Raw genomic sequence first — 25897 nt, forward strand, 5'->3', positions numbered from 1 at the left:
CTGAGGATCCACTGACAAGAATCTAGGGCACCGCCCCCTTCTTGATCACAGGATCCGACAGACCGCACCTTCCGGACCGCCCTGTACGGTCGGGGAGTGAGCACCACCCCCGGAACCGGTCCCGCCTCCTGCCCCGCGTCGCCCCCCGCCCCCGAGCTCTTCACCTGGGAGTTCGCGAGCGATCCGTATCCCGCGTACGCCTGGCTCCGCGAGCACGCGCCCGTGCACCGGACGACGCTGCCCAGCGGGGTCGAGGCCTGGCTGGTGACGCGGTACGGGGACGCCCGGCAGGCCCTCGCCGACCAGCGGCTCTCCAAGAACCCCGCGCACCACGACGAGTCCCCGCACGCCAAGGGGAAGACGGGCATCCCGGGCGAGCGCAAGGCCGAGCTGATGACGCATCTGCTCAACATCGACCCGCCGGACCACACCCGGCTGCGGCGCCTCGTCTCCAAGGCCTTCACCCCGCGCCGGGTCGCCGAGTTCGCCCCGCGCGTGCAGGAGCTGACCGACCGGCTCATCGACGCCTTCGTGGAGAAGGGGAGCGCGGACCTCATCCACGAGTTCGCCTTCCCGCTCCCCATCTACGCGATCTGCGACCTGCTCGGCGTGCCCGAGGAGGACCAGGACGACTTCCGCGACTGGGCCGGGATGATGATCCGGCACGGCGGAGGCCCGCGGGGCGGGGTCGCGCGGTCGGTGAAGAAGATGCGCGGCTATCTCGCCGAGCTGATCCACCGCAAGCGGGAAGGCCTGCGGCAGGAGGGGGCGGACGACCTCATCTCGGGACTCATCAAGGCCTCGGACCACGGCGAGCACCTCACCGAGAACGAGGCCGCCGCCATGGCGTTCATCCTTCTCTTCGCCGGCTTCGAGACGACCGTCAACCTCATCGGCAACGGCCTGTACCAGCTCCTGCGCCACCCCGCGCAGCGCGAGCTGCTCCAGGCGTCGATCGCGGCGGGGGAGACCGGGCTCCTGGAGACCGGGATCGAGGAGCTGCTGCGGTACGACGGGCCGGTGGAGATGGCCACCTGGCGGTACGCGACCGAGCCGCTGACCATCGGCGGGCAGGACATCCCGGCGGGCGACCCCGTCCTCGTGGTGCTCGCCGCCGCGGACCGGGACCCGGAGCGGTTCGACGGGCCGGACGTCCTGGACCTGGCCCGGCGCGACAACCAGCACCTCGGGTACGGGCACGGCATCCACTACTGCCTGGGCGCACCGCTCGCGCGGCTCGAGGGACAGACCGCGCTCGCCACCCTGCTGACGCGCCTTCCGGACCTGCGACTTGCCGCCGATCCCGAGGAACTGCGCTGGCGCGGAGGGCTCATCATGCGCGGATTGCGCACGCTTCCGGTGGAGTTCTCCCCTTCCGCACGACCTCCACGAAGTGATGATCCGTCAGAACTGTGATCTTCACGTGATCGCGGGTGCATCGACTTGTGATGAGCGTTCGAATACGGCTACCTTCCCCGTCAGCTCGGTTCGTCAACGTGGTTGAGTAATTCGGCCACGTCCGGCAACTCGGGTCGTCCACACAGTCGTCACGCGAAAGGCGCTCCTATGCGTTCCGGGAACGGACGTCACCGTCGCCCCCGTCAGGCCCCCGCAATCGTCGTCGCCGCGGGCGTGACCGGCTCCGCCATGGCGCTGCCGCTGCTCGCCACCGGGTCCGCCTCCGCCGCCGACGCCGCCACCTGGGACCGCGTCGCCGAGTGCGAGTCCGGCGGCCAGTGGAGCGCCAACTTCGGCAACGGCATGTACGGCGGGCTCCAGTTCACCCAGGACAGCTGGGAGCGGAACGGCGGCCTGACGTACGCGCCCAGCCCCGACCTGGCCAGCCGCGCCCAGCAGATCGCGGTGGCCGAGAAGGCCCTTGCGAAGGGCTCCACCGAGTGGGCCACCTGCGCGCCGATCGCCGGCCTGACGAACGACGGCACCTCGCCCGGCGTGGACCCCGGCCCCGCGAGCGTCCCCAAGGCCCCCACGGGCCCGGTTCCCGAGTCGAACTGGACCACCGGCCTTCCCGGGACCTCCGGGGCGTCCTCGGCGGAGGCGAAGGAGTCCAAGGACTCCGAAGGTGCGAAGAAGGCCACGGAGTCGGCCTCGCCCACCGCACCCGCCACTCCCGTCTCGCCGACCGCTCCCGTCTCGCCGACCACCCCGGCGAGCCCCTCCGTGTCGACCGACCCGAGCCACCCGACGGTGCCCACCACTCCGGGCACGCCCGATGAGTCCGTTACGCCGGTCACGCCCGGTACGCCCACCGGGCCGGGGGCGACCACGCCCGGCGGCCCGACGGACGACGTGTCGCCGGCCACTCCCGGAACCGGGAAGCACCGGGGCGACGCCGCCCCGGAGGAAACCGGCAACCCGGACAGTTCTGCCGAATCAGGTAGACATGCCTCGTCGGACAACAAGTTGGCCGAAAAGCCCGCGGGGAAGTCTCCGGCTGACGCGTCGATGGAATCGGACGCAACGGACAGTCAGGGCAAGTCGGGCGCCTACCTCGTGCAGCCGGGCGACAATCTGTCCGACATTGCACAGGAGAACGAACTCCCCGGCGGCTGGACCGCCCTCTACGACGCCAACCGGCAGACCGTGGGCCTGGATCCGGACCTCATCCTCCCTGGTCAGGCCCTCGACCTGACGAACGGTTCGACCGCCCCGGCGGAGTGATTCGGGGCTGTATGTCCGGTTCTGGGCAAGTGAGACATGGGTCTCTTCGCCCCAACTGGCGTGTCCCGTCCGCAAACTTTGCTCCCGTCACCTCTCACCTGCACAAACACCCCCCACCGGAAGGCAAGTAGGGGCGTTATTTCCGCAATACGCCTCTTTGAACTTCCGGTGGGTCTGTGTCTACGGTCGTCACCGCTCGCCACCGCGGGCCCCGTCGACCGAAACGCCGAATCCTGCCGTCGGCCGATGGGAACAGTCGTCGCGCAAGCGCCGAAGGCAGGAGTGGGGGACCCAAGGTAAGTGCCGGTCCCGGCCGTTGAGACAGACGGCCGGCGAACGGCTTGGGGTGAAGCCGCGTGCTAGGACACGCGGCCGGGCAACTTTCCGGCCCGAACCCGACAGCTCACCTCACAGGCGTCGGTGAGGAGAATCTCCATGCTGTTTTCCGGTAAGGGCAAACACCGCCGTCCCTCCAAGGCCACCCAGGTCGTCACGCTCGTCGGCGTCACCGGTGTCGCCGTCGCCGCCCCGCTGATGACCGCGGGCACCGCCTCGGCCGCCACGGTCTCCGAGTGGGACACCGTCGCCGCGTGCGAGTCCGGCGGCAACTGGTCCATCAACACGGGCAACGGCTACTACGGCGGCCTGCAGTTCTCCGCCTCCACCTGGGCCGCGTACGGCGGCACCGCCTACGCCGCGACCGCCAACCAGGCGTCGAAGTCCCAGCAGATCGCCATCGCCGAGAAGGTCCTCGCGGGCCAGGGCAAGGGCGCCTGGCCGTCCTGCGGCGTGGGCCTCTCCGGCGCCTCGCCGAACACCGGCGCCGCCGAGAGCGCGCCGCAGCAGAGCACCCAGCAGCCGCAGCAGGAGCGGAAGGCCGAGCAGCCGACCACCCGCAGCGAGCAGCGCCAGGCCCCGAAGAAGGCCACGCAGCAGCAGGCCGCTCCGCAGGCCGCCGCGAAGAAGACCGTCACCACCCCGACCGGCAAGAAGGTCAAGAAGGGCGACGGCGAGTACAAGGTCGTGGCCGGCGACACCCTCGGCAAGATCGCCCAGGCGCACGGCGTCAAGGGCGGCTGGACCAAGCTCTTCGAGCTGAACAAGGACGTCGTCGAGAACGCCGACCTGATCTACCCGGGCCAGCAGCTTCACCTGAAGTGAGCCCGGCGGCTCGCGTGAGTCCGGCGGCTCACGCGGCCCCTCCGACCCTCCCGCGGTGACCACCCCGGCCCGGCGCGCCCATCCCCCGTGCGCGTCGGGCCGGGGTTCCCCCGTTTCCGGAGTCGTACGGAGTCGTATGGCGGCGTACGGCGGTACTCGCGGAGGTACTAAGGGGAGAGCCCGCGGGCGAACCGGACGCCCGGCGCGGTTACCGGCCGGTAGATCTGGGGTCCTTCGTCCCTACATGCATGCCCTTGGGTCCTTTTTCGTCCCAGGGGGCGGGCGCCCGGCTGGCCGGAGCCCCCGAGCCGGTTAGGCTCTTGTCGCAAGGCCAAGCGACCCTGCACCGACCTTGCGTCACATCCAGCGTCACATCCCAAAAAGGAGATGCTCGTGCCGTCCATCGACGTCGTCGTAGCCCGGGAAATCCTGGACTCCCGAGGCAACCCCACGGTCGAGGTCGAGGTCGGCCTCGACGACGGCAGCACCGGTCGTGCTGCTGTTCCGTCCGGCGCCTCCACCGGTGCGTTCGAGGCCATCGAGCTTCGCGACGGTGACCCGAACCGCTACCTGGGCAAGGGTGTCGAGAAGGCCGTCCTCGCCGTCATCGAGCAGATCGGCCCGGAGCTCGTCGGCTACGACGCCACCGAGCAGCGCCTGATCGACCAGGCCATGTTCGACCTGGACGCCACCGAGAACAAGGGCTCCCTCGGCGCCAACGCCATCCTCGGCGTCTCCCTCGCCGTCGCGCACGCCGCGTCCGAGGCCTCGGACCTCCCGCTCTTCCGCTACCTCGGCGGCCCGAACGCGCACCTGCTGCCCGTTCCGATGATGAACATCCTCAACGGTGGGTCGCACGCCGACTCCAACGTGGACATCCAGGAGTTCATGATCGCCCCGATCGGCGCGGAGTCCTTCTCCGAGGCCCTCCGCTGGGGCGCCGAGATCTACCACACCCTCAAGGCCGTCCTGAAGCGCAAGGGCCTCTCCACCGGCCTCGGCGACGAGGGCGGCTTCGCGCCGAACCTCGAGTCGAACCGCGCCGCCCTCGACCTCATCGTCGAGGCCATCAAGGAGGCCGGCTACACCCCGGGCTCCGACGTCGCGCTCGCGCTCGACGTGGCCGCGTCCGAGTTCTACAAGGACGGCAAGTACGAGTTCGAGGGCAAGTCCCGCTCGGCCGCCGAGATGACCGAGTACTACGAGGAGCTCGTCTCCGCGTACCCGATGGTGTCCATCGAGGACCCGCTGTACGAGGACGACTGGGCCGGCTGGAAGGTCCTCACCGACAAGCTGGGCTCCAAGGTCCAGATCGTCGGCGACGACCTCTTCGTCACCAACCCGGAGCGCCTGGCCCGCGGCATCGAGGAGGGCACCGCGAACGCCCTCCTGGTCAAGGTCAACCAGATCGGCTCGCTGACCGAGACCCTCGACGCCGTCGAGCTCGCCCAGCGCAACGGCTTCAAGTGCATGATGTCCCACCGCTCCGGCGAGACCGAGGACGTCACCATCGCCGACCTCGCGGTCGCCGTGAACTGCGGCCAGATCAAGACCGGTGCCCCGGCCCGCTCGGACCGCGTCGCCAAGTACAACCAGCTGCTGCGCATCGAGGAGATCCTCGACGACGCCGCGGTCTACGCCGGCCGCAGCGCCTTCCCGCGCTTCAAGGGCTGATCACCCCGCAAGGCTGATCGACGGCTGAACCTCTCCGCAGGGCAGCTTCCGTACGTCCCCGTACTCGGTCCCGTACCGTGTGCGGGGACGTCCGCGTGAACAGGGGAGGCGACACGACATGGCCGCGAAGGACCGGGACCGGTTCTCCACCGCGACCCGGATCAGACTGCTCGGCGAGCAGACCGCCGCCCGTGTCTACCGCTCCCAGACCCGCCGCCAGGCCCGCCGCTCCCGGCTCACCGGCCGCGCGGCCTTCCTCGCCCTGGTCGTCTGCTCCCTCGTCGTGGCGCTCGCCTACCCGATGCGGAGCTACGTCTCCCAGCAGGGCGAGATCGCCGAGCAGGAGCGCAGGGCCGCCGAGGCCGCCCGACGGGTCGAGGAACTCAGGGACGAGAAGGCCCGGCTCCAGGACCCGGCCTACGTCCGCCGCCTCGCCCGCGAGCACCTCCACTACGTGCTGCCCGGCGAGACCGGCTTCACCGTGAACGACCCCGACGCGGAGCACCGGCCCCGCGGCGACCAGGGCGCGGCGGACCGCCCCTGGTACGACAACCTCTGGGACGGCGTCGACCACGCCGACCGCCCCTGACCCCTCCTCCGCACCAGACGAGCAAGGCAGACATGGAAACGCCCCCTCCGCAGACCGAACGCACCGAGCCCACCGAGCGGGACATCGCCGCCTTCGAGCTCCAGCTCGGCCGGCCGCCCCGCGGCCTGCGCGCCATCGCGCACCGCTGCCCGTGCGGCAACCCGGACGTCGTCGAGACCGCGCCCCGGCTCCCCGACGGCACGCCGTTCCCGACCACGTACTACCTGACCTGCCCCCGGGCGGCCTCGGCCATCGGGACCCTGGAGGCCAACGGGGTCATGAAGGAGATGCAGGCCCGGCTCGCCACCGATCCGGAGCTCGCCGCCGCCTACCGGGCCGCGCACGAGGACTACATCGCGCGCCGTGACGCCATCGAGGTCCTGGAGGGCTTCCCGAGCGCCGGCGGCATGCCGGACCGCGTGAAGTGCCTGCACGTCCTCGTCGGCCACTCGCTCGCCGCGGGACCGGGTGTGAACCCGTTCGGCGACGAGGCGCTCGCGATGCTGCCGGAGTGGTGGGCGAAGGGCGCCTGCGTCACGCCGTGCGCGGACGAGGACGAGGAGAAGAAGGAGGCGGCGGAGTGACCCGGGTCGCCGGAATCGACTGCGGTACGAACTCCATCCGCCTGCTCGTCGCCGACGTCACCGTGCCCGACAGCGCCTCCGGCGCGGGCTCCACGGGTGACCTGGTCGAGCTCGACCGCCGGATGACGATCGTCCGGCTCGGGCAGGGCGTCGACAAGACCGGCCGGCTCGCCCCCGAGGCCCTGGAGCGGACCTTCGCCGCCTGTCGCGCGTACGCCGAGGTCATCAAGGACCTCGGCGTCGAGAAGCTGCGCTTCGTCGCCACCTCCGCCTCCCGCGACGCCGAGAACCGCGCGGACTTCGTGAACGGGGTCGTGGAGATCCTCGGTGTCGAACCCGAGGTGATCACCGGCGACCAGGAGGCCGCGTTCTCCTTCACCGGCGCCACCGGCGAGCTGCACGGCGACGACCGCCGGCTGGTCGTGGACATCGGCGGCGGCTCGACCGAGTTCGTCGTCGGCAACCGGCACGTCGAGGCGGCCCGCTCCGTCGACATCGGATGCGTCCGGCTCACCGAGCGGCACGTCCGGCACGACCCGCCGACCGCCGAGGAGGCCGACGCGATCCGCGCCGACGTCCGGGCCGCCCTCGACCTGGCTGCCGAGACCGTCCCGATCGACACCGCCGACACCCTCGTCGGGCTCGCCGGATCGGTCACCACGGTCGCCGCCATCGCCCTCGGGCTCCCGGAGTACGACTCCGAGAAGATCCACCACGCGCGGATCTCCGCCGCCCAGGTCGCCGAGGTCACCGACCGGCTGCTCGCCTCCACGCACGCCGAGCGGGCCGCGATCCCCGTCATCCACCCCGGCCGGGTCGACGTGATCATCGCCGGCGCGATCGTTCTGAGGGAGATCGTCGAGCGGGTCGGAGCCCACGAGGTCGTCGTCAGTGAGCACGACATCCTCGATGGGATCGCCCTATCCGTCGCATAGCGGCCCCCTATCGACGCCCTCCGGCGACGTGTCGTCGGGAAAGTTCGTGAAGTTCTTCACAAGGAAAAGGGCCCTGATGGCGCCCGAGGGGGGTCTTTGGGCCCTTCGGGTGGCGCCGCAGGGCCCTTTCGCAGGCGCGGGGGCCGATTCGCTCGATGTTTCCATCGTGTGAACGGGTGCCCTGGTTCAGCGTTAACGGGGGCTCTCCGGGCCAGTTCACAAGGGGTGAACAACGTTCGCCCCGGCACTCCGGTTCCTTTGCAGCACCATGACATGGATCACGTGGGCGGCGGAGTGTAGCAGAGGTGTCCGGAGACCTTGTGAAGGGGCGCACGAGCACCCCCCTCAGGAGGGGTGGATACTCGATCTCATGAGCACCACGGAGCGTCCCAGGATCCTCGTAGTAGGCGGCGGGTACGTAGGCCTGTACGCAGCTCGGCGCATCCTCAAGAAGATGCGCTACGCGGAGGCGACCGTCACGGTCGTCGACCCGCGGTCGTACATGACCTACCAGCCCTTCCTCCCCGAAGCCGCCGCCGGCAGCATCTCGCCGCGCCACGTCGTCGTCCCGCTGCGACGCGTCGTGCGCGGAGCCGAGGTGCTCACCGGCCGGGTCACCACCATCGACCAGGACCGCAAGGTCGCCACGATCGCGCCGCTCGTCGGCGAGGCGTACGAGCTGCCTTTCGACTACCTCGTCATCGCGATGGGCGCCGTCTCCCGTACCTTCCCGATCCCCGGCCTCGCCGAGCAGGGCATCGGCATGAAGGGCATCGAGGAGGCCATCGGCCTGCGCAACCACGTCCTCGAGCAGCTCGACAAGGCCGACTCGACCACCGACGAGGAGGTCCGCCGCAAGGCGCTGACCTTCGTCTTCGTGGGCGGCGGCTTCGCCGGCGCGGAGACCATCGGCGAGGTCGAGGACCTGGCCCGGGACGCCGCGAAGTACTACCAGAACGTGTCGCGCGAGGACATGCGCTTCGTCCTGGTCGACGCGGCCGACAAGATCCTCCCCGAGGTGGGCCCCAAGCTCGGCCAGTACGGCAAGGAGCACCTGGAGAGCCGCGGGATCGAGATCTACCTCGAGACCTCCATGGACTCCTGCGTCGACGGCCACGTCGTGCTGAAGAACGGCCTGGAGGTCGACTCCAACACGATCGTGTGGACCGCCGGCGTGAAGCCGAACCCGGCGCTCTCCCGCTTCGGTCTGCCGCTCGGCCCCCGCGGCCACGTGGACTGCAACGAGAAGCTCCAGATCAACGGCCTCGACTACGCGTGGGCCGCGGGCGACAACGCCCAGGTCCCGGACATGGTCGGCCGCAAGGCGGGCAACCCGAACGCCTGGTGCCCGCCGAACGCCCAGCACGCCCTGCGCCAGGCCAAGGTCCTCGGCGACAACGTGGTGGCCGGCATGCGCGGCTTCCCGCAGAAGGAGTACAGCCACGCCAACAAGGGCGCGGTGGCGGGCCTCGGTCTGCACAAGGGCGTCGCGATGATCGTCATGGGCAAGGTGAAGATCAAGCTCAAGGGCCGTCTCGCCTGGTACATGCACCGTGGCTACCACGGCATGGCGATGCCGACCTGGAACCGCAAGATCCGCGTCTTCGCCGACTGGACCCTCGCGATGTTCCTCAAGCGTGAGGTCGTCTCCCTCGGCGCCATCGAGACGCCGCGCGAGGAGTTCTACGAGGCCGCCAAGCCCGCCCCCGCGCCGGCCGCCCCGGCGCAGGAGAAGGCCAAGGCCTCCTAGGCACCCGCGGTACACGCAGGACCAGCAGCACGAGCAGTACCAGCAGCACCGAGCAGTACCAGCAGTACACGCAAGGCCGTAAAAGGGCCGTCCGCCATCCGTGGTGCGGACGGCCCTTCGCGTGTTTTGCCGACTGATTGCGCTGTGCCGGGACTGCAAACGCCTACGGACGGTGTTCCCTTGGTGACGAGCATTTCTGGGGCACGACATCACGGAGGTGTGCACCATGGCCGACGCCGCGTCGCGGCTGACGACTCTCGCCGAGGAGCTGCTGGGCGAGCCGCTCCCGGTCCGGCTGCGAGCCTGGGACGGCAGTGAGGCCGGTCCAGTGGGCGGCCCCGTCCTGATCGTCCGCGACCGCCGCGCTCTGCGGAGGATGATCTGGAAACCCGGTGAACTGGGCCTGGCCCGCGCCTGGGTGGCCGGGGAGCTGGACGTCGAGGGAGACCTGTACGAGCTTCTGGACGGGCTCTCGGGCCTGCTCTGGGAGCGTGACGGGGCCGCCAGGGGGCTGCTCGCGTCCGCGCGCGACCCGAGGCTGCGCGCCGCCGCCCGCGCCCTGCTGAGACTGGCCGGTCCGCCGCTGCCGCCGCAGCCGCCGGCCGAGGAGATGCGCGGCCGCAGCGGCGGCCGGCACACCAGGCGCCGCGACAAGCAGGCGATCAGTCACCACTACGACGTGGGCAACGACTTCTACGAGCTGGTCCTCGGCCCGTCGATGGTCTACTCGTGCGCGTACTGGCCCTCCGACGGCCCCGACGCGACCCTGGAGGACGCCCAGCGCGACAAGCTGGACCTGATCGCCCGCAAGCTGAACCTGAAGGAGGGCGACCGGCTGCTCGACGTGGGCTGCGGATGGGGCTCCATGGCCCTCCACGCGGCCCGGGAGTACGGGGCCAGGGTCGTCGGCATCACCCTCTCCCGCGAACAGGCCGCGTACGCCCGCAAGCGGATCGCCGACGAGGGCCTGACCGACCTGATCGAGATCCGCGTCCAGGACTACCGGGACGTCACGGACGGCCCGTACGACGCGATCTCCTCGATCGGCATGGCCGAGCACGTCGGCGCCGTCCGGTACCGGGAGTACGCCGACATCCTGTACGGGCTCCTCAAGCCCGGCGGGCGGCTCCTCAACCACCAGATCTCGCGGCGCCCCGAGCCCGAAGAGGAGGCGTACGAGGTCGATGCCTTCATCGACGCGTACGTCTTCCCCGACGGCGAACTCGCCCCCATGGGCCGCACGCTGAGCACCCTGGAGGACGCCGGCTTCGAGGTCAGGGACGTGGAGGCGATCCGCGAGCACTACGCCCTCACCCTGCGCCGCTGGGTGGCCAACCTGGAGCGCGAGTGGGGCCGGGCGGTCCGGCTCACCTCACCGGGCCGGGCGAGGATCTGGCGGCTGTACATGGCGGCCTCCGCCGTCTCCTTCGAGCGCAACCGGATCGGCGTGAACCAGTTCCTCGCCGTGCGGACCCCGGTGTCGGGGAGGAGCGGCACGGCGCTGCGGCCGCGCGTCTGGAACGAGAAGGCCTGAGGTACGCCGAAGGGCCGGCCCCCGGGTGGGGGACCGGCCCTTCGTACCGCTGCTTCCGCTGCCGGGCTACTCGGCCTTGATGGCGGCGAGCATGTTCAGCCTGGCCGCGCTGCGGGCCGGCCACAGGGAGGCGAGGACGCCGACCAGGGCGGCCAGGACCAGGAAGATGCCGATCCGGTCCCAGGGCAGGACCAGGGCGTAGCCCGGGATCTGCTCCCTGATGGTCTCGCCGATCGCCCAGCCGAGGAACGAGCCGAGGCCGATGCCGACGACCGCGCCGAACACCGAGATGACCACGGCCTCCAGACGGACCATCCGCTTCACCCGGCGCCGGTCGAGACCGATCGCCCGCAGCATGCCGATCTCCTGCTGGCGCTCGAAGACGGACATCGCGAGGGTGTTGACGACGCCGAGGACCGCGATGATCAGGGCCATGCCGAGCAGGCCGTACATGATGTTGAGCATCAGGTTGATCGGGCCGCCGAACGAGTCGCGGATGCCCTTGTGGTCCATCACCGTGATGTCGGGGTTGTCGCCCATGGCCTTCGCCAGGGCCCGCTCGTTGGCCGCGTTCGCGCCGCCCTCGGTCGAGACGAAGATCTGACGGATCTCCGCCCGCTCCTCGTGCGCGGTGACCAGCTTGTGGTCGATCAGGACCGGCGAGACGAACTCGCTGGGCTCGAAGACCGCGCCGACCGTCAGCTCGGCCTTCTGCTTGTCGAGGTACTCGACCGGGACGGTGTCGCCGACCTTCAGGCCGCGCTTCGCGGCGGTCTTCTCGTCGACGGCGATCGCGCCCTCGCCGAGGGAGGACAGCGAGCCCTTCACGACGGTGAGGTTGAGGACCTTGCCGATGTCGCCGGGGGTGACGCCGGAGGCCGAGACGAACGAGCCCTTGATCTCCAGGGCGCCCGCCTGCTGCGGGGAGATCGCGGTGACGCCGGGCGCCTTCTCCAAGGCGGTCAGCGCCTCCGGGCTCAGGCTGTTGCCGCTGGCCATGGTGACCATGTAGTCGGCCTTGATCTGGTCCGTCGTGGCCTTGTCGAGGGCCGTGCCGACCGTGGCGCCGAGCACCGAGAGACCGGTGACGAGGGTCAGGCCGATGGCGAGCGCGGAGGCGGTGGCGCCGGTGCGGCGCGGGTTGCGGACCGCGTTCAGGCCGGCGAGCTTGCCGGAGACCCCGAAGAGGTTCACGAAGACGGGGCGGATCAGGGCGATCACGGGCCGGGACAGGAAGGGGATCAGGACGATCACGCCGATGAGGGCGAGGAAGGCGCCGCCCGCGATGAGCATGCGGCCCTCGTCGCCGCCCTGGCCGGCGCCGAGCACGATGAGCACGGCACCGAGGGCGCTGAACGCCGCACCGATGGAGTTCCGCACGACGAGCGACTTGGTGCTCGCGGTGGCGTGGACGCTGCTCATGGCGGCGACCGGCGGGATCTTCGCGGCGCGGCGGCCGGGCAGCCAGGCGGCGAGCATCGTGATCAGTACGCCGACGGCGAAGGCGCTGACGGCCGGGGTGGCGGTGAGGACCAGGCCGCCGCCGGGAACCTTCATCTCGAAGGCGCTCATGGCCGAGCGGAGCGAGACGGCCAGGCCGATCCCGAGCACGTAGCCGACGGCGGAGGCGAGCAGGCCGACCAGACCGGCCTCGGCGAGGACGGAGCGGGTGATCTGCTTGCGCGAGGCGCCGACGGCTCGCATCAGCGCCAGTTCCTTGGTGCGCTGGGCGACCAGCATCGTGAAGGTGTTGGAGATCAGGAAGATCCCGACGAAGAGCGCGATGCCCGCGAAGCCGAGGAGCACCTGGTTGAGCGCGCCGAGACCGGCCTCGATGTCCTTGGCCTGCTGCTCGGCGAGGGCTTCGCCGGTCTGCGCGGTGGCCGCCTTCGGGACGACCTTCAGGACCTCGGAGAGGAGCTTCTCGTCGTCCGTGCCGGGCGTGGCGCTGACGGCCAGGTCCCGGTAGTAGCCGGGCTTGAGGTAGAGCTTCTGCGCGACGGCGGTGTCGAAGACGACGAGGCTGCCGCCGGCGCTGACGGCGCCGTCCTCGGTGGTGAAGACGCCGGAGAGCTCGTACTCCTTCACCGGGCCCGTGGTCGCGACGCGGACGGTGTCGCCGACCTTGTAGCCGCCCTTGTCGGCGGTGTCCTTGTCGAGCGCGATCTGACCGGCGGAGGCCGGGCCGTTCCCGGAGGTGAAGGCGTACGCGCGGTCCTTGCCGTCCTTGCCGGGGGCGAAGTTGGTGCCCTTGTTGGACCAGCCGGCGCCGATCAGCTTGCCGTTCTTGTCGGGCACGCCGGCGAAGCCGTCGACGCGGGGGGTGACGGAGGCGACCCCGTCGAGCCTCGCGACCTTGTCGACGTCCTGCTGGGAGAGGCCCGGGGTCTGCCGGGCGTCCTCGGCGGACGGGTACATCTCGACGGCGACGGCGACGTCGTCGTAGCTCTTGGCCGACTGGTTGCGGAAGGCCTGGCCGAGGGTGTCGGTGAAGACGAGGGTGCCGGAGACGAAGGCCACGCCGAGCATCACGGCGAGGACGGTCATCAGCAGTCTCGCCTTGTGCGCGAGGACGTTGCGCAGGGCGGTACGGAACATGGGTGTGTCCTGGAGGAAGGGAGGGGCGGCGGGCGGGAGCGCGAGGCGCGGGCCGTACCGGTTCGAGTCCGGTTCCGGCGCCGTCGCGTCAGCTCGTACGGCCCTTGGCGTCGAAGGCCTTCATGCGGTCGAGCACGCCGTCCGCCGTCGGGTGCAGCATCTCGTCGACGATCCGGCCGTCGGCGAGGAAGATCACGCGGTCCGCGTAGGAGGCGGCGACCGGGTCGTGGGTGACCATGACGACGGTCTGGCCGAGCTCGCGGACGGAGTTGCGGAGGAAGCCGAGGACCTCGGCGCCCGAGCGGGAGTCCAGGTTTCCGGTGGGCTCGTCACCGAAGATGATCTCGGGACGGGAGGCGAGGGCGCGGGCCACGGCCACGCGCTGCTGCTGGCCGCCGGAGAGCTCGGTGGGGCGGTGGCTGAGCCGGGCGGAGAGTCCGAGCATGTCGATGACCTGCTGGACCCACTGCTTGTCGGGCTTCCGGCCGGCGATGTCCATCGGCAGGGTGATGTTCTCCAGGGCCGTCAGGGTCGGCAGCAGGTTGAAGGCCTGGAAGATGAAGCCGATCTTGTCCCGGCGCAGCTGGGTGAGCTGCTTGTCCTTCAGGGTGGAGAGCTCTGTCTCGCCGATCCGGACCGAGCCGGAGGAGAAGGAGTCGAGGCCGGCGACGCAGTGCATGAGCGTCGACTTGCCGGAGCCGGAGGGGCCCATGATCGCGGTGAACTCGGCCTGGCGGAAGTCCACGGTGACGTGATCGAGCGCGACGACCTGGGTCTCGCCGTGTCCGTAGACCTTCGAGAGATCCGTGGCGCGGGCGGCCACCGCGGTGGCGCGGGACACGGTGGGGGTGGTGGTCACGAGGGACTCCTGTCACTGCGGGGCTTCTTCGGGAACCCCTCCATCGTGTCGAGCGTTCGTGCTCGGATCGTCCGCCCACGTGCCCGTTCCCGAGGCAGTCTCGAGTCGGACCGGGGGGTCCGATCCTCCTCCTGAGGTATGACGGCGGCCCTGAGAGCCGGGTTCGCGCCGACGTGACAGACGTGCGACGACTTTTCGTCATTCCGGGGGGTGCGGCTTTGCGCCTGCGACCCCTGTCACAGTTCGGTGAAACGGCTCCCACCTGCACTGACACACCCTCAGGCGTCAATAAAATAAGACAACATCGGGAGGATGTTCCGCTGAACGGGGGAAGCGCCCCGGATAGGCTCATGTGCCAACGCGGAGCTTCGCGACGCCCGGATGGTGGAATGCAGACACGGCGAGCTTAAACCTCGCTGGCCTTCGGGCCGTACCGGTTCGAGTCCGGTTCCGGGCACCACCCGGGCCCCAGGTGTCACGCCTGTGGCCCGGCGAAGCCCCTCACTCACCGAGTGGACCCTCCCGCCCCCGTGGCGGCCCACTCGAAGACCGAGAACGTACGGGAAAAGATCCTCCCCGAGCACTAGAGAGTTTCTTTTGCCTACGCATTACTCTTGACGCGAGGCCGCGCACATGCGGCACGCCATGGAGGAGTGAGATGAGGAGCAGCAACCCGGTCTTCTCGCGACGGGGGTTCAGCCGCGACAACGGCACCGCGGGCTTCAACGGCCAGCAGCCGCAGGCCGGGGGCCCCGCCGTCGGAACCAACCCGTACGCCACCGGCAACCCGTATGCCGAGGGCGCGACGAACCCGTACGCCACCAACCCGTACGCCCCGCAGGACACGCAGCTCGGCGCCCCGCAGCAGGCCCGCGGCAACGTGATGACGATCGACGACGTCGTGAGCCGTACGGCCATGACGCTCGGTACGGTCGTGTTCACCGCCGTCCTGTCCTGGCTGCTCCTGCCGGTCGACCCCGCCAACCTGGGCAAGTCCTACGGCATCGCCATCGGCGCCGCCCTGGTCGCCCTGGTGCTGTCGCTCGTGCAGTCCTTCAAGCGCAAGCCGTCGCCGGCGCTCATCCTGAGCTACGCGGCCTTCGAGGGCGTCTTCCTCGGAGTGATCTCGGCCGCCGTCTCGACGTACATCGCCGACGGCGTGGTCATCCAGGCGGTCCTCGGCACGATGGCGGTCTTCGCCGGAGTGCTGATCGCCTACAAGATGGGCTGGATCCGGGTCAACCGGCGCTTCTACGGCTTCGTGATGGCCGCCGCGATGGGCTTCATGCTCCTCATGGTGACCAACCTGCTGTTCGCCGTCTTCGCCGGCGGTGACGGCCTCGGCTTCCGCAGCGGTGGCCTCGGCATCCTCTTCGGTGTCATCGGCATCATCCTGGGCGCCTGCTTCCTCGCCCTCGACTTCAAGCAGGTCGAGGACGGCGTGACCTACGGCGCGCCGCGCGAGGAGGCCTGGCTGGCCGCCTTCGGTCTCACCATGACCCTGGTGTGGATCTACCTGGAGATGCTGCGTCTGCTGTCGATCCTGCAGGGCGACGACTGACGCGTCCCGACTCGGGGGAAGGGCCCGTCCGGCTTCGTGCCGGGCGGGCCCTTCCGCGTTCCCGGTCGGGACGGGGGCGGTGCTCCGACCTTCCCCGTCGGACGAGGTGGGGCTCGGACGTCAGAGCAGTCTCCGGGCGGCCCGCCGCAGGTCGTACTCGTGCAGGATCGCCTTCGCGTGGCCGTACGCCAGCTCGTGGGCCCCGCGGAGCCAGCTCACCCGCTCCTCGAATCGGAGGAGGGAGGGGCCCTCCTCGACGGTGCGCATCCAGTCGGCGATCTCACGACCGGTGCGGCCCGGGATGCGGGCCAGCATGTTGCGGTGGGTCTCTTCGGAGAATGTGTGGGTCATCGGCGCCTCCGGACGCGTCGTACCGTGTGCTCCTCGTACTCCTGGCACTTCTTCACGTCACCGTGCCCAAGTGTTCGCCCGTTGGCAAGGGGCCCGGGACGGCGCGTAGGGTCGCGGGGTGCGCGATACGAGTGAACTGACCGCCGCCGTCGAACGCTTCGCCGACCGGCTGCGGGCCGCCCCGCAGAGCCGCCTCCAGCGCGGTGCGGCGGCCGAGGGACTTGCCCTCGCCCGCGAGCTCGCGGTGCGCGCCCAGCGCGCCGAGGACCCGGAGCGGGAGCCGAGGACGATGCCGGACGCGGGGGTCTTCACCGTGGCCGACCAGCTGGTCGTCGCCGGGAACGATCTGGCCGAGATCCTGCGAACGGCCCCGGCCGACTCCCGCGAGGGGGAACTGGCAGAGGCCGTGGGACTGGTCCGTGAGGCGGCGGAGCGCTCGGGGCTGTAGCGCCGCCCGGTGCGACGGGCGTGGAATCAGACGGGCGCGGAATCAGAGGGACGCGATGACGCGGTCCGCCAGGATGTAGACGTTCTCGTCGTCCGCCTCGCCGTACGAGAAGGTGAGGGCGAAGGCGCCCGAGACGCCCGAGCCGCCGAGCAGCACCGGCGTACGACCGGAGCGCAGGGCCTCCGCGAGGCGCTCCGCGGTCTCGCGGTGCCCCGGAGTCATACAGAGCGTCGTGCCGTCCGCGAAGACGTACACGTCGAGCGTGCCGAGCGGGCCCGGACGCACGTCGGTCAGCGCGGTGGCGGTGTCGGCCAGCTCCTCGAGGCGGGCCACCGTCCGCTCGTGGTCGGTGACCACGGGTGTCTGCACCGGCACGAAGTCCGGGTGCGAGGGGTGCCGGCGGCGGGCCGCGGCCAGTTCGGCCGAGTCCTCCGGGTACTCCTCGAGGGCGTCGATCGAGTCGAGCGCGTCCAGTGCGTCGGGGCCGTCGAGCGCGGCAGCCTCCGCCTCCATGGCCTCCAGGGCCATCGCCTCCAAACCGACGAAGTCGGCCTGGCGCGGGACGAAGAAGGTGCCGTCGTCGACCGGGCCGCCGAGGCCGCCCAGCAGGGACGGGGCGTCGGCCGCGTCCCTGGCCTCCTGCGCGGCCCAGAAGGCCCGCGCCTCGGCGAGCTCACGCTCGCGCTCCTCGGCCAGCGCCTCCGCGACCGCGGCCTGTATCTCGGCGGCGGGCGTGGCACGGGCCGCGGGAACGGTGACGCCGTGCCCGGCCGCCAGTTCGCTCCGCAGGGCGGTCACCTGCTTGCGGAGACCGTGGACGGCGTGCAGGGCGGCAGCGCCCACGGCCGTGGCAGCGGCCGTGGTCAGCAGCAGGGCAAGAGGCATGGCGCTCACTGACGTACTCCCGATTCCGAGTCGATCCCCCGACTTCCTACATCAGCTTGTCCTGGGGTGGGGCTCGCTGTCAGTGCATTACGTCACGAATTGGACAGGTATTTCTACCAGGCGTTTAGTCCCGAAACGGCTCTGACCTGGGAAAACGAACTCCCCCGGGACGTAGGTCACATCCTGGGGGAGATTCGGTCACGGCTCGGACGCGGAGCGGTTGGAGCCTTCGGTACGAGGAGACGCGCCCCGGCGCACTCCCTGCCCTGCGACAGACGTTCGATCCTGGCGCCCGGGCCTCACGGCAGGCGCCCGGGCCTTACGACAGGCGCTCGATGACCATGGCCATGCCCTGGCCGCCGCCGACGCACATGGTCTCCAGGCCGAACTGCTTGTCGTGGAACTGGAGGCTGTTGATCAGCGTGCCGGTGATCCGGGCGCCGGTCATGCCGAAGGGGTGGCCGACGGCGATGGCGCCACCGTTGACGTTCACCTTGTCCAGGTCCAGGCCCAGGTCCTGGTAGGACGGGATGACCTGGGCCGCGAAGGCCTCGTTGATCTCGGCCAGGTCGATGTCGCCGATGGTGAGGCCGGCGCGCTTGAGGGCCTGCTTCGACGCCTCGACCGGGCCGAGGCCCATGATCTCGGGGGAGAGGCCGGAGACGCCGGTGGAGACGATGCGGGCGAGCGGGGTCAGGCCGAGCTCGCGGGCCTTCGTGTCCGACATGATGACGAGCGCGGCGGCACCGTCGTTCAGCGGGCAGCAGTTGGCGGCGGTGACCAGGCCGTCGGGGCGGAAGACCGGCTTGAGGCCCTGCACGCCCTCCAGGGTGACGCCGGCGCGCGGGCCGTCGTCCGCGGAGACCACGGTGCCGTCGGGGAGCGTCACCGGGGTGATCTCGCGCTCCCAGAAGCCGTTCTTGATGGCCTGCTCGGCGAGGTTCTGCGAGCGGACGCCGAACTCGTCCATCTCCTGGCGGCTGATGCCCTTGAGCCGGGCCAGGTTCTCCGCTGTCTGGCCCATGGCGATGTACGCGTCCGGGATGACGCCGTCCTCGCGCGGGTCGTGCCACGTGGAGCCCTCGGAGGCGGCGACCTCGGCGGTACGGGCCTCGGCCTCGGCGAAGAAGGGGTTGTGCGTGTCGGGCAGGGAGTCCGAGTTGCCCTTCACGAAGCGGGACACCATCTCGACACCGGCCGAGATGAAGACGTCGCCCTCGCCGGCCTTGATCGCGTGCAGCGCCATGCGGGAGGTCTGCAGCGAGGACGAGCAGTAGCGGGTGATCGTGCAGCCCGGCAGGTGGTCCATGCCCATCTGCACGGCCACGATGCGGCCCAGGTTGTTGCCCTGCTCGCCGCCGGGCAGGCCGCAGCCCAGCATCAGGTCGTCGATGTCGCGCGGGTCGAGCTCCGGCACCTTGGCCAGGGCGGCCTTGACGATGTTCGCGGTGAGGTCGTCCGGCCGCAGGTCCTTGAGGGAGCCCTTGAAGGCCCGGCCGATGGGCGAGCGGGCGGTCGAGACGATCACGGCTTCGGGCATCACGGCTCCATGAGGGTGCGGAGTGAGCGGACTGAAAGGGAAGTTACCCGTACGTACCGCATGGGGTCACCGGCCTGGGCATGTGATGCGGACCTCTTTTCTAAGCGAGCGCTCAGTTGGTGGTGGCGGGTGTCTCCTCGGCCCCTTCCCCCTGCGCCTCCGGCGACGCGTCCGCCGCGACCGGCAGGCGCCGCCTGCGCCGGTGCTTCAGGAGGGCCCACGGGGCCCGGGCGCCCGTGACCTCCGTGCCCGCCTCCTTCGCGGCCTCCGCCGCCGCCTTCGCGACCGGCAGCATGTTCTCCCGCCGTGCCGGTTCGAGGCGGTCCGTCTCCGGCCACACCCCCAGCACCGCGCACATCGTCGGCAGCACGGCCATCGCCGCCGTCGCGTACCCCTCCGCGGAGGGGTGGAAGTTGTCCACCCCGAACATCTCGCGCGGGTTCGCCGCGAACTCGGGCCCGAGCAGGTCGCCCAGCGACACCGTCCGGCCGCCCTGCTCGATCACCACGATCGTCTGCGCCGCCGCCAGCTGCCGGGAGGCCCGTCGGGCCAGCCAGCGCAGCGGCTGGTAGACCGGCTCGATCGTCCCGAGGTCCGGGCACGTCCCGACCACCACCTCCGCGCCGGCCGTCCGCAGCCGGCGGACCGCCGACGCCAGGAGCCGTACCGACTCCGTCGGCGGCATCCGGTGCGTCACGTCGTTCGCGCCGATCATGATCACGCAGACGTCCGGCGGCCCGAGCGGCTGGGCGAGCAGCAGCGACACCTGGCGCTCCAGGTCGTCCGAGCGGGCGCCGGAGAGCGCCACGTTCCGCAGCACCACCGGCCGCTCCGCCACCGCCGCGAGCCCCGAGGCGAGCAGCGCGCCCGGCGTCTGGCCCGCGCGGCGCACGCCCTGACCCGCCGCCGTGGAATCACCCAGAAGGGCCAGCCGCAGGGGGGCGTCCGTACCGAACGCGCGGCCGTAGAGGCCGTCCGCTCCCGGCGGCAGGGGGGCCGCGCCGCCGCCCACCGTCCGCTTCGCGATCTGCATCTCGGCCAGCAGGACGCCCACCGCCGCCACACCCAGCAGCCCGATGCTCCCGCCGCCGTACGCCGCACCCGCCGCGATCCGCCGCGCCACCCTCGCCCTCGACATGGGGCCGTCACCTCCTTCAAGCCGTTCAGGGTCTAACTGCCCCGTAACCCGCTCCGACTACGCATACGCTGGCCACACCATTACGGAGACCCCGGAGATTACGGTGCAATTCCACGACTCGATGATCAGCCTCGTCGGCAACACCCCGCTGGTGAAGCTCAACAGCGTCACAGCGGGTATTCAGGCGACCGTTCTGGCCAAGGTCGAGTACTTCAACCCCGGAGGCTCGGTCAAGGACCGGATCGCCCTGCGGATGATCGAGGCGGCCGAGCAGAGCGGTGAGCTCAAGCCCGGCGGAACCATCGTCGAGCCCACGTCCGGCAACACCGGCGTCGGCCTGGCGATCGTGGCGCAGACGAAGGGCTACAAGTGCATCTTCGTCTGCCCTGACAAGGTGTCCCTCGACAAGATCAACGTACTGCGGGCGTACGGGGCCGAGGTCGTCGTCTGCCCCACCGCGGTCGACCCCGAGCACCCGGACTCGTACTACAACGTCTCGGACCGCCTGGTCCGTGAGACGCCCGGTGCCTGGAAGCCCGACCAGTACTCCAACCCGAACAACCCGCGCTCCCACTACGAGACCACCGGTCCCGAGCTCTGGGAGCAGACGGAGGGGAAGATCACCCACTTCGTCGCGGGCGTCGGCACCGGCGGCACGATCTCCGGCACCGGCAACTACCTCAAGGAGGCCAGCGGCGGCTCCGTGAAGGTCATCGGCGCCGACCCGGAGGGCTCGGTCTACTCGGGCGGCTCGGGCCGTCCGTACCTGGTCGAGGGCGTCGGCGAGGACTTCTGGCCGACCGCGTACGACCGGAACGTCACGGACCGGATCGTCGCCGTGTCCGACAAGGACTCGTTCCAGATGACCCGCCGCCTCGCCAAGGAGGAGGGCCTCCTCGTCGGCGGTTCCTGCGGCATGGCCGTCGTCGCCGCGCTGGAGGTCGCCAAGGAGCTCGGCCCGGACGACGTCGTCGTCGTCCTGCTGCCGGACTCCGGCCGCGGCTACATGTCGAAGATCTTCAGTGACGAGTGGATGGCCGACTACGGCTTCCTGGAGGACACCTCCACGGCCACCGTCGCCGACGTCCTGCGCCACAAGGAGGGCGGCACCATGCCCTCCCTGGTCCACATGCACCCGGACGAGACCGTCGGCCAGGCCATCGAGGTGCTCCGCGAGTACGGCGTCTCCCAGATGCCCATCGTGAAGCCCGGCGCCGGCCACCCCGACGTGATGGCCGCCGAGGTCGTCGGCTCGGTCGTCGAGCGCGAGCTGCTCGACGCGCTCTTCAAGCAGCGCGCGTCCCTGGAGGACCCGCTGGAGCGCCACATGAGCGCGCCGCTGCCGCAGGTCGGCTCCGGCGAGCCGGTCGCCGACCTGATGTCCGTCCTCGGCGAGGCCGCCGACGCGGCGATCGTCCTGGTCGAGGGCAAGCCGACCGGCGTTGTTAGCCGCCAGGACCTGCTGGCCTTCCTGGCCATCGGCGGCGCGAAGTAGTCCCCCGGGCCGGAGCCGCGGGTGCTGCGGGCGCGTTCGCGCAATCGGTACGAGCGCGACACGTACGCGCAGCACCCGCTTAACACGCGTCCGGCACATTGGTGGTTGTCGGCGTCACGGACTTCCGGAGCGGCTCCCGGACTCCTGACGACGCCGCGGACGCGGAGGCCGGCCCTGACCCGGGCCCGTGTCCTCGCGGGGACCGCCGTCGTCCCGCCCCCCGTTTCGGGGGTGCGGCGGTCCCCGCGCCGACTTCCTCCCGGCCCCGCCGGGCCTCCCCGGCACGGTTTCCCGCCGGGCTCCCCTCGCGGTCTCCCGCCGGGCCGCCCGCGCGGCTCCCCGGCGGTCTCCCCTCGCGCCCCGGCGGTCTCCCTTCGCGGTTCCCCGCCGGGTCCGCCGCTCGGGATTCCCGTCGGGCTTCCTCTTCGCGCTTCTCTCCTGAGCACCCGCTGCATATCCTTATGCAGAGCCCTTTGCGGGTGAATAGGTGAGAGAGAGGGGGCGGCGGCATGAGCGACAGCCCGGCCGGTCGGCTGCAGGCGCTCTTCGAGGGGCACCGGCTGACGCCGACACAGCGGCGGATCGCGCACTGCATGGTGCGGCGCGCCGGTGACGTGCCCTTCCTGTCCAGCGTCGAGCTCGCCGAGCTCGCCGGGGTCAGTCAGCCCTCCGTCACCCGCTTCGCCGTCGCCCTCGGTTTCGACGGGTACCCGGCGCTCCGCCGCCACCTGCGCGAGGTCGCGCCCCCCGAGCCCGATGCGGCCGAGGGGGAGGACGAGGTGCTCAACGAGTACCAGCAGGCCGTCCTCGCCGAGATCGAGAACCTCAGGCACCTCGCCGGGCTCCTCGCCGACCCCGCGCCCGTCGAGCGGGCCGGCCGGCTGCTCGCCCGCTCCCGCCCGCTCCCCGTGCTCGGTCTGCGGGCCGCCTCCTCGCAGGCGCGTGGCTTCGCCTACTTCGCCGCCAAGGTGCACCCGGACGTCCGGCTCCTCGACGAGGCCGGCTCCATGCTCACGGACCGCGTCGACGCCGCCGTACGCGCCGGTGCCACGGCCCTGCTGTGCTTCGCGCTGCCCCGGCACCCGCGGGAGGTCGTCGAGGCCCTGGAGTACGCGCGCGCGGCCGGGCTCACGGTCGTGACCGTCGCCGAATCGGCGTTCGCGCCCGTCGCCGCCCACAGCGACCTGCTCATCCCGGCCGCCGTCGGCACCGGGCTCGCCTTCGACACCGCCTGTGCGCCGATGATGCTCGGCCGGGTCCTCCTGGAGGCCATGGCCGACGGGCTCCCGGACGCGCAGGCGCGCCTGGAGGAGTTCGACGCGAAGGCGGCGGCGCGGGGCCTGTTCGTCGAATAGATCCCGCGCCCGCGCAGCCGGGTCAGACCTCCAGCTCGGCCTCGATCTTCTTCAGCTGGTGGCGGGCCATCGCCAGGTTCGCCCGGTCCTTGTGCAGGGCCAGGTAGAGGAAGAGGCCGTTGGTGCCGCGCCCCTTGAGCAGTCGGATCAGGTGGTAGTGGGTCCCGAGGGTGATCAGGATGTCCTCGATCTCGTCGTTGAGCCCCAGCATCTCCATCGCCCGGACCTTGGCCCGGACGACGTCGGTGTTGCCGGCCGCGGCGACGTTGAGGTCGAGCTCCTTGCCGCCGCCGATCGTGCCGAGTGCCATGCCGCTGGTGTAGTCGACGAGGGCCGCGCCGATGGCGCCTTCGATGGAGGCCGCTTCCTTGAGGGAGGTCTCGGTGTTCGCCATGGGTGTCGCACTTCCTTTTCGTGTACGGATCTTCTTCGCGGTGCTCGTTCTGCGTGGTGCTGCTCGTGGTGCTTCTTGCGGTGCGGTGCGTCAGTTCAGGTCTCTGCGCTCCAGCGCGCCGTCGACGAGTTCGCCTATCCGGACGCTGGACCTGCGGGCCTCCAGATGGAGCCGCCCGACGTTGATCCGGGGCTCGGCGAGCAGCGTCAGGACGGCCGAGCCGCCCGCCGCGTACGTCGCCACGTAGCCGTTCTCGCCGCGTACCAGCAGCTCCCGGAACCGGCCCTGGCCGGTGCTGTCGGTCAGCCGCTGGCCGACGCCGAGCGCCGCCGCGGTCAGCGCGGCCACGCTCTCCGCCTCGCCGTCCACGGTGTCGTGGGCCAGGACGAGCCCGTCGGCACTGGCCGCGAGCGCTCCGGTCAGCTGGGGCAGCCGGGCCCGCAGCCGTCTGAGCTCGCCGAGTACCTCGGCTTCTGCCGTCATGAGCTGTTTCCTTTCGGCGCGCAGGCGCAGGGCACGCCTCATCACAGGTGTGCCTCCAGGGCGTCACGGAGCCGGCGCAGCAGGGCGATGTCGGGATCGGCCACCGGCAGGGCCGGTAAGAGGACAGGCAAGGGCGGTGGCGGCGGTACGGGGGTGGGGTCGAGCGGTGTCTCGACGAGGCCGGCGGCCGCGAGCCGCCGGACGTCGAGGAGGGTGTGGAAGGCGGGGCGGCCGAGTGCCAGGGCCAGTTCGGCGGGGGTCCGGCGCCCGTCGGCGGCGGCGAGCAATGCCCGCTGGCGCGCCCCCACGGTCTGGCCGGGGGCGGCGCGGCGCGGCACGACGGGGGAGGCGTCCACGGCGGCGTACGGCCAGACGGCGTCGAGCAGTTCGCGGCGGCGTACCGTCTCGCGCTCCACGGCCTCGGCGGACACCGGCCGCACCGTCCCGAACCAGTGCCCGACCCCGTACCGGAAGCGGGTCGGTCCGCTGGTGGGGGAGAGGGCGAAGAAGGCCGCGTCGAAGACGGCGCCGAGGTGGCAGATCTCCAGCTCGCCGTCGTGGAGCCGGCCGCTGTCGACGAGGAAGCGGCCGACGGCGCGGTGGGCGCCGGCCCGGTCGACGGCCTCGTCCCAGCCCTCGCGGGGCAGCCGTCCGCCGGTGGTGAGGAGGACGTCGACGCCGGGGGCGGCGGGGCTCTCGGCGTGCACGACGCGGCCGTCGACGAGGTAGAGCGTGCCGTGGTCGCGGAGCAGTGCGCCGGTGGCCTTCTCGGCGGCCAGCCGGACCAGCATCGGGGAGACGGGGGTGGCGACGGCGGTCGCTCCGGGCGCACTCATCCCAGGACCAGCCGTTCGGCGAGGTCGCGGAGGCGTATTCGGGCGAGGGCGAGGTTGCCGGTGTCGCGGTCGAGCCAGAGGTGGAGGAACACGCTGCTGTCGAAGGTCGTCTCGACGAAGCGCAGGACGTGGTAGCCGGCGCGGGTGGTGACGATCAGGTCCTCGACGGGCGGTTCGTCGCCGGGGTCCTCACCCGCGGCTGCGAACGAGTCGAACTCGGCGGCGGCGCGGGCGAGTTCGGCGGTCTCGGCGGCCGTCGTCTCATGGTCGCCGACCGGTGAGTCACCCGCCGTCCCGAGGGCGAGCCCACTGGTCCAGTCGACCAGGGAGGCCCCGCGAGCGCCCGGCAGGGCCATGGCCTCCAGAAGGCACTCGTCGATTCCGGGCACGCGGATTCCCCTCCCGATGCGGCGTGCGAACGTGCGGCAGTGACGGTGACGTTACTCAACGCAGCGGCCTCAGGGGGGTGTTCTGGCATTTTCCATCGGAACATGCCAGCACTCGACGGCAATCGGGCTCGGATGTGTGTCAGGTCGACCGTCAGGTCTTCGATTCCACCGCGTGCGCGATCTCGGACAGGTCCTTCGTGAGCGCCTTGGCGACCGCCTTCGCGCCGAAGCGGGCCATCAGCCGCCCCAGGAAGCCCGGCCGGCGGCCGCGGGAGGGCCGGGCGGAGAACGTCATCCGCAGGGTGGTCGCCCCGGTTCCGTCGGGCGTGAGGGTGATCTCGGAGACGTAGTGCATGCCGTGCGAGTCGGCGACCGTGACGTACCGGTCGGGTGGCTCGCACTCCGTCACCAGCATCTCCTCGGTGGCCTCCTTGCCGAGCATCCGCCGGGTCTCCCGCCAGCGGGTGCCCACAGCGAAGCCGCCCTCGGTGAGCACCTCGACCCGCTCGACGCCCGAGAGGACGCGGGGCATGTCCGGCAGGTCGGTGATCGACTCCCAGACCCGCCCGGGGGAGGCGTCGACCCGCCGTTCGACGACGACGGTCGTGGTGTTCGAGCCGGTTCCCGTTCCAGTCATGGCTTCATCGAAACCGCGA

At 71.0% G+C, this 25897-nt stretch carries 24 protein-coding genes, 1 tRNA gene and 1 riboswitch; of the genes, 14 read left to right on the forward strand and 11 right to left on the reverse strand.

The features are described from left to right. Positions 1 to 96 precede the first annotated feature (96 nt). The 9 genes from ACIP84_RS28805 to ACIP84_RS28845 all read left to right on the forward strand — a co-directional run bounded on the left by ACIP84_RS28805 (position 97) and on the right by ACIP84_RS28845 (position 10909). Positions 97 to 1416, forward strand: a complete 1320-nt coding sequence (locus ACIP84_RS28805; protein WP_355965710.1) for a cytochrome P450 — start codon at positions 97 to 99, stop codon at positions 1414 to 1416. 150 nt (positions 1417 to 1566) lie between these two features. Continuing rightward, on the forward strand, positions 1567 to 2682 hold the full coding sequence (locus ACIP84_RS28810) for a transglycosylase family protein (protein ID WP_401801603.1): 1116 nt from the start codon (positions 1567 to 1569) through the stop codon (positions 2680 to 2682). Between the two features lie 258 nt (positions 2683 to 2940). Next, positions 2941 to 3114, forward strand: a riboswitch (cyclic di-AMP (ydaO/yuaA leader). A 3-nt stretch (positions 3115 to 3117) separates the two neighbouring features. After that, positions 3118 to 3843, forward strand: a complete 726-nt coding sequence (locus tag ACIP84_RS28815; protein ID WP_355965713.1) for a transglycosylase family protein — start codon at positions 3118 to 3120, stop codon at positions 3841 to 3843. Between the two features lie 387 nt (positions 3844 to 4230). Further along, positions 4231 to 5517 carry a phosphopyruvate hydratase gene (eno, locus tag ACIP84_RS28820; RefSeq protein ID WP_055599385.1) on the forward strand — a complete coding sequence of 429 codons (1287 nt, stop codon included), beginning with the start codon at positions 4231 to 4233 and terminating at the stop codon, positions 5515 to 5517. A gap of 118 nt (positions 5518 to 5635) precedes the next feature. Next, the gene (locus ACIP84_RS28825; protein WP_355965715.1) at positions 5636 to 6106 is read left to right on the forward strand and encodes a septum formation initiator family protein; all 471 of its coding nucleotides are present in this window, start codon (positions 5636 to 5638) and stop codon (positions 6104 to 6106) included. A gap of 32 nt (positions 6107 to 6138) precedes the next feature. Next, the gene (locus ACIP84_RS28830) at positions 6139 to 6690 is read left to right on the forward strand and encodes a DUF501 domain-containing protein (RefSeq protein ID WP_355965717.1); all 552 of its coding nucleotides are present in this window, start codon (positions 6139 to 6141) and stop codon (positions 6688 to 6690) included. Next, entirely contained in the window at positions 6687 to 7625 is a 939-nt protein-coding gene (locus ACIP84_RS28835) for an exopolyphosphatase (RefSeq protein ID WP_401801606.1), read from the forward strand. The genes ACIP84_RS28830 and ACIP84_RS28835 overlap by 4 nt, the downstream gene beginning before the upstream one ends. Before the next feature lie 370 nt (positions 7626 to 7995). After that, on the forward strand, positions 7996 to 9375 hold the full coding sequence (locus tag ACIP84_RS28840; RefSeq protein ID WP_015034097.1) for an NAD(P)/FAD-dependent oxidoreductase: 1380 nt from the start codon (positions 7996 to 7998) through the stop codon (positions 9373 to 9375). A 226-nt stretch (positions 9376 to 9601) separates the two neighbouring features. Further along, positions 9602 to 10909, forward strand: a complete 1308-nt coding sequence (locus tag ACIP84_RS28845; protein WP_401801609.1) for a class I SAM-dependent methyltransferase — start codon at positions 9602 to 9604, stop codon at positions 10907 to 10909. Between the two features lie 66 nt (positions 10910 to 10975). On the opposite strand, the gene ACIP84_RS28850 is transcribed toward ACIP84_RS28845, so the two are convergent. Together ACIP84_RS28850 and ACIP84_RS28855 are read right to left on the reverse strand one after the other, a co-directional pair. Beyond that, positions 10976 to 13507, reverse strand: a complete 2532-nt coding sequence (locus ACIP84_RS28850; protein WP_355965723.1) for an FtsX-like permease family protein — start codon at positions 13505 to 13507, stop codon at positions 10976 to 10978. A gap of 88 nt (positions 13508 to 13595) precedes the next feature. After that, positions 13596 to 14366, reverse strand: coding sequence for an ABC transporter ATP-binding protein (locus ACIP84_RS28855; RefSeq protein WP_319319006.1), 771 nt, complete (start codon positions 14364 to 14366; stop codon positions 13596 to 13598). 375 nt (positions 14367 to 14741) lie between these two features. On the opposite strand from ACIP84_RS28855, the gene ACIP84_RS28860 reads away from it, so the two are divergent. Both ACIP84_RS28860 and ACIP84_RS28865 read left to right on the forward strand, forming a co-directional pair. After that, positions 14742 to 14826 (forward strand) — tRNA-Leu (locus ACIP84_RS28860). Positions 14827 to 15024: 198 nt separating this feature from the next. After that, on the forward strand, positions 15025 to 15927 hold the full coding sequence (locus ACIP84_RS28865) for a Bax inhibitor-1/YccA family protein (RefSeq protein ID WP_401801613.1): 903 nt from the start codon (positions 15025 to 15027) through the stop codon (positions 15925 to 15927). Between the two features lie 120 nt (positions 15928 to 16047). Here the strand turns inward: ACIP84_RS28865 and ACIP84_RS28870 are convergent, their stop codons facing one another. Further along, the gene (locus tag ACIP84_RS28870; protein WP_355965727.1) at positions 16048 to 16278 is read right to left on the reverse strand and encodes a DUF4287 domain-containing protein; all 231 of its coding nucleotides are present in this window, start codon (positions 16276 to 16278) and stop codon (positions 16048 to 16050) included. A gap of 118 nt (positions 16279 to 16396) precedes the next feature. Here ACIP84_RS28870 and ACIP84_RS28875 point away from each other — a divergent pair, with 118 nt between their 5' ends. Continuing rightward, positions 16397 to 16726: a hypothetical protein gene (locus tag ACIP84_RS28875; protein WP_229313735.1), complete on the forward strand. Its 330-nt coding sequence runs from the start codon at positions 16397 to 16399 to the stop codon at positions 16724 to 16726. A gap of 42 nt (positions 16727 to 16768) precedes the next feature. Here the strand turns inward: ACIP84_RS28875 and ACIP84_RS28880 are convergent, their stop codons facing one another. The 3 genes from ACIP84_RS28880 to ACIP84_RS28890 all read right to left on the reverse strand — a co-directional run bounded on the left by ACIP84_RS28880 (position 16769) and on the right by ACIP84_RS28890 (position 20274). Beyond that, positions 16769 to 17611 (reverse strand): hypothetical protein, encoded by an 843-nt coding sequence (locus ACIP84_RS28880; protein WP_401801617.1) that lies wholly within the window; start codon positions 17609 to 17611, stop codon positions 16769 to 16771. A 319-nt stretch (positions 17612 to 17930) separates the two neighbouring features. Beyond that, positions 17931 to 19151, reverse strand: coding sequence for an acetyl-CoA C-acetyltransferase (locus ACIP84_RS28885; protein ID WP_355965729.1), 1221 nt, complete (start codon positions 19149 to 19151; stop codon positions 17931 to 17933). Between the two features lie 112 nt (positions 19152 to 19263). After that, positions 19264 to 20274 (reverse strand): SGNH/GDSL hydrolase family protein, encoded by a 1011-nt coding sequence (locus ACIP84_RS28890; protein ID WP_355965787.1) that lies wholly within the window; start codon positions 20272 to 20274, stop codon positions 19264 to 19266. Positions 20275 to 20392: 118 nt separating this feature from the next. Between ACIP84_RS28890 and ACIP84_RS28895 the strand changes: the two genes are divergently transcribed. Further along, on the forward strand, positions 20393 to 21784 hold the full coding sequence (locus ACIP84_RS28895) for a cystathionine beta-synthase (protein WP_355965730.1): 1392 nt from the start codon (positions 20393 to 20395) through the stop codon (positions 21782 to 21784). 509 nt (positions 21785 to 22293) lie between these two features. Beyond that, entirely contained in the window at positions 22294 to 23139 is an 846-nt protein-coding gene (locus ACIP84_RS28900; protein ID WP_401801620.1) for a MurR/RpiR family transcriptional regulator, read from the forward strand. Positions 23140 to 23161: 22 nt separating this feature from the next. Here ACIP84_RS28900 and ACIP84_RS28905 read toward each other — a convergent pair whose 3' ends face one another. The 5 genes from ACIP84_RS28905 to ACIP84_RS28925 all read right to left on the reverse strand — a co-directional run bounded on the left by ACIP84_RS28905 (position 23162) and on the right by ACIP84_RS28925 (position 25878). Next, a complete protein-coding gene (locus ACIP84_RS28905) occupies positions 23162 to 23533 on the reverse strand; it encodes a hypothetical protein (RefSeq protein ID WP_355965733.1) in 372 nt (123 codons plus the stop codon). A gap of 90 nt (positions 23534 to 23623) precedes the next feature. Next, entirely contained in the window at positions 23624 to 24016 is a 393-nt protein-coding gene (locus ACIP84_RS28910; protein WP_030315243.1) for a roadblock/LC7 domain-containing protein, read from the reverse strand. Positions 24017 to 24057: 41 nt separating this feature from the next. Continuing rightward, positions 24058 to 24852, reverse strand: a complete 795-nt coding sequence (locus ACIP84_RS28915) for a transcriptional regulator (RefSeq protein ID WP_401801625.1) — start codon at positions 24850 to 24852, stop codon at positions 24058 to 24060. Continuing rightward, positions 24849 to 25241: a hypothetical protein gene (locus tag ACIP84_RS28920; RefSeq protein ID WP_328944339.1), complete on the reverse strand. Its 393-nt coding sequence runs from the start codon at positions 25239 to 25241 to the stop codon at positions 24849 to 24851. Before ACIP84_RS28920 ends, ACIP84_RS28915 begins: the two co-directional genes overlap by 4 nt. Positions 25242 to 25392: 151 nt before the next feature. Continuing rightward, positions 25393 to 25878: an SRPBCC family protein gene (locus tag ACIP84_RS28925; protein ID WP_355965738.1), complete on the reverse strand. Its 486-nt coding sequence runs from the start codon at positions 25876 to 25878 to the stop codon at positions 25393 to 25395. Positions 25879 to 25897 lie beyond the last annotated feature (19 nt).

Source organism: Streptomyces sp. NPDC088707 (assembly GCF_044752725.1).
GTDB lineage: Bacteria > Actinomycetota > Actinomycetes > Streptomycetales > Streptomycetaceae > Streptomyces.

Coding starts and splice junctions, on each gene's coding strand:
- ACIP84_RS28810 (WP_401801603.1), top strand. CDS start 1,567: ATGCGTTCCGGGAACGGACGTCACCGTCGCCCCCGTCAGGCCCCCGCA.
- ACIP84_RS28815 (WP_355965713.1), top strand. CDS start 3,118: ATGCTGTTTTCCGGTAAGGGCAAACACCGCCGTCCCTCCAAGGCCACC.
- eno (WP_055599385.1), top strand. CDS start 4,231: ATGCTCGTGCCGTCCATCGACGTCGTCGTAGCCCGGGAAATCCTGGAC.
- ACIP84_RS28825 (WP_355965715.1), top strand. CDS start 5,636: ATGGCCGCGAAGGACCGGGACCGGTTCTCCACCGCGACCCGGATCAGA.
- ACIP84_RS28830 (WP_355965717.1), top strand. CDS start 6,139: ATGGAAACGCCCCCTCCGCAGACCGAACGCACCGAGCCCACCGAGCGG.
- ACIP84_RS28840 (WP_015034097.1), top strand. CDS start 7,996: ATGAGCACCACGGAGCGTCCCAGGATCCTCGTAGTAGGCGGCGGGTAC.
- ACIP84_RS28845 (WP_401801609.1), top strand. CDS start 9,602: ATGGCCGACGCCGCGTCGCGGCTGACGACTCTCGCCGAGGAGCTGCTG.
- ACIP84_RS28850 (WP_355965723.1), bottom strand. CDS start 13,507: ATGTTCCGTACCGCCCTGCGCAACGTCCTCGCGCACAAGGCGAGACTG.
- ACIP84_RS28865 (WP_401801613.1), top strand. CDS start 15,025: ATGAGGAGCAGCAACCCGGTCTTCTCGCGACGGGGGTTCAGCCGCGAC.
- ACIP84_RS28870 (WP_355965727.1), bottom strand. CDS start 16,278: ATGACCCACACATTCTCCGAAGAGACCCACCGCAACATGCTGGCCCGC.
- ACIP84_RS28880 (WP_401801617.1), bottom strand. CDS start 17,611: ATGCCTCTTGCCCTGCTGCTGACCACGGCCGCTGCCACGGCCGTGGGC.
- ACIP84_RS28885 (WP_355965729.1), bottom strand. CDS start 19,151: ATGCCCGAAGCCGTGATCGTCTCGACCGCCCGCTCGCCCATCGGCCGG.
- ACIP84_RS28900 (WP_401801620.1), top strand. CDS start 22,294: ATGAGCGACAGCCCGGCCGGTCGGCTGCAGGCGCTCTTCGAGGGGCAC.
- ACIP84_RS28905 (WP_355965733.1), bottom strand. CDS start 23,533: ATGGCGAACACCGAGACCTCCCTCAAGGAAGCGGCCTCCATCGAAGGC.
- ACIP84_RS28910 (WP_030315243.1), bottom strand. CDS start 24,016: ATGACGGCAGAAGCCGAGGTACTCGGCGAGCTCAGACGGCTGCGGGCC.
- ACIP84_RS28915 (WP_401801625.1), bottom strand. CDS start 24,852: ATGAGTGCGCCCGGAGCGACCGCCGTCGCCACCCCCGTCTCCCCGATG.
- ACIP84_RS28925 (WP_355965738.1), bottom strand. CDS start 25,878: ATGACTGGAACGGGAACCGGCTCGAACACCACGACCGTCGTCGTCGAA.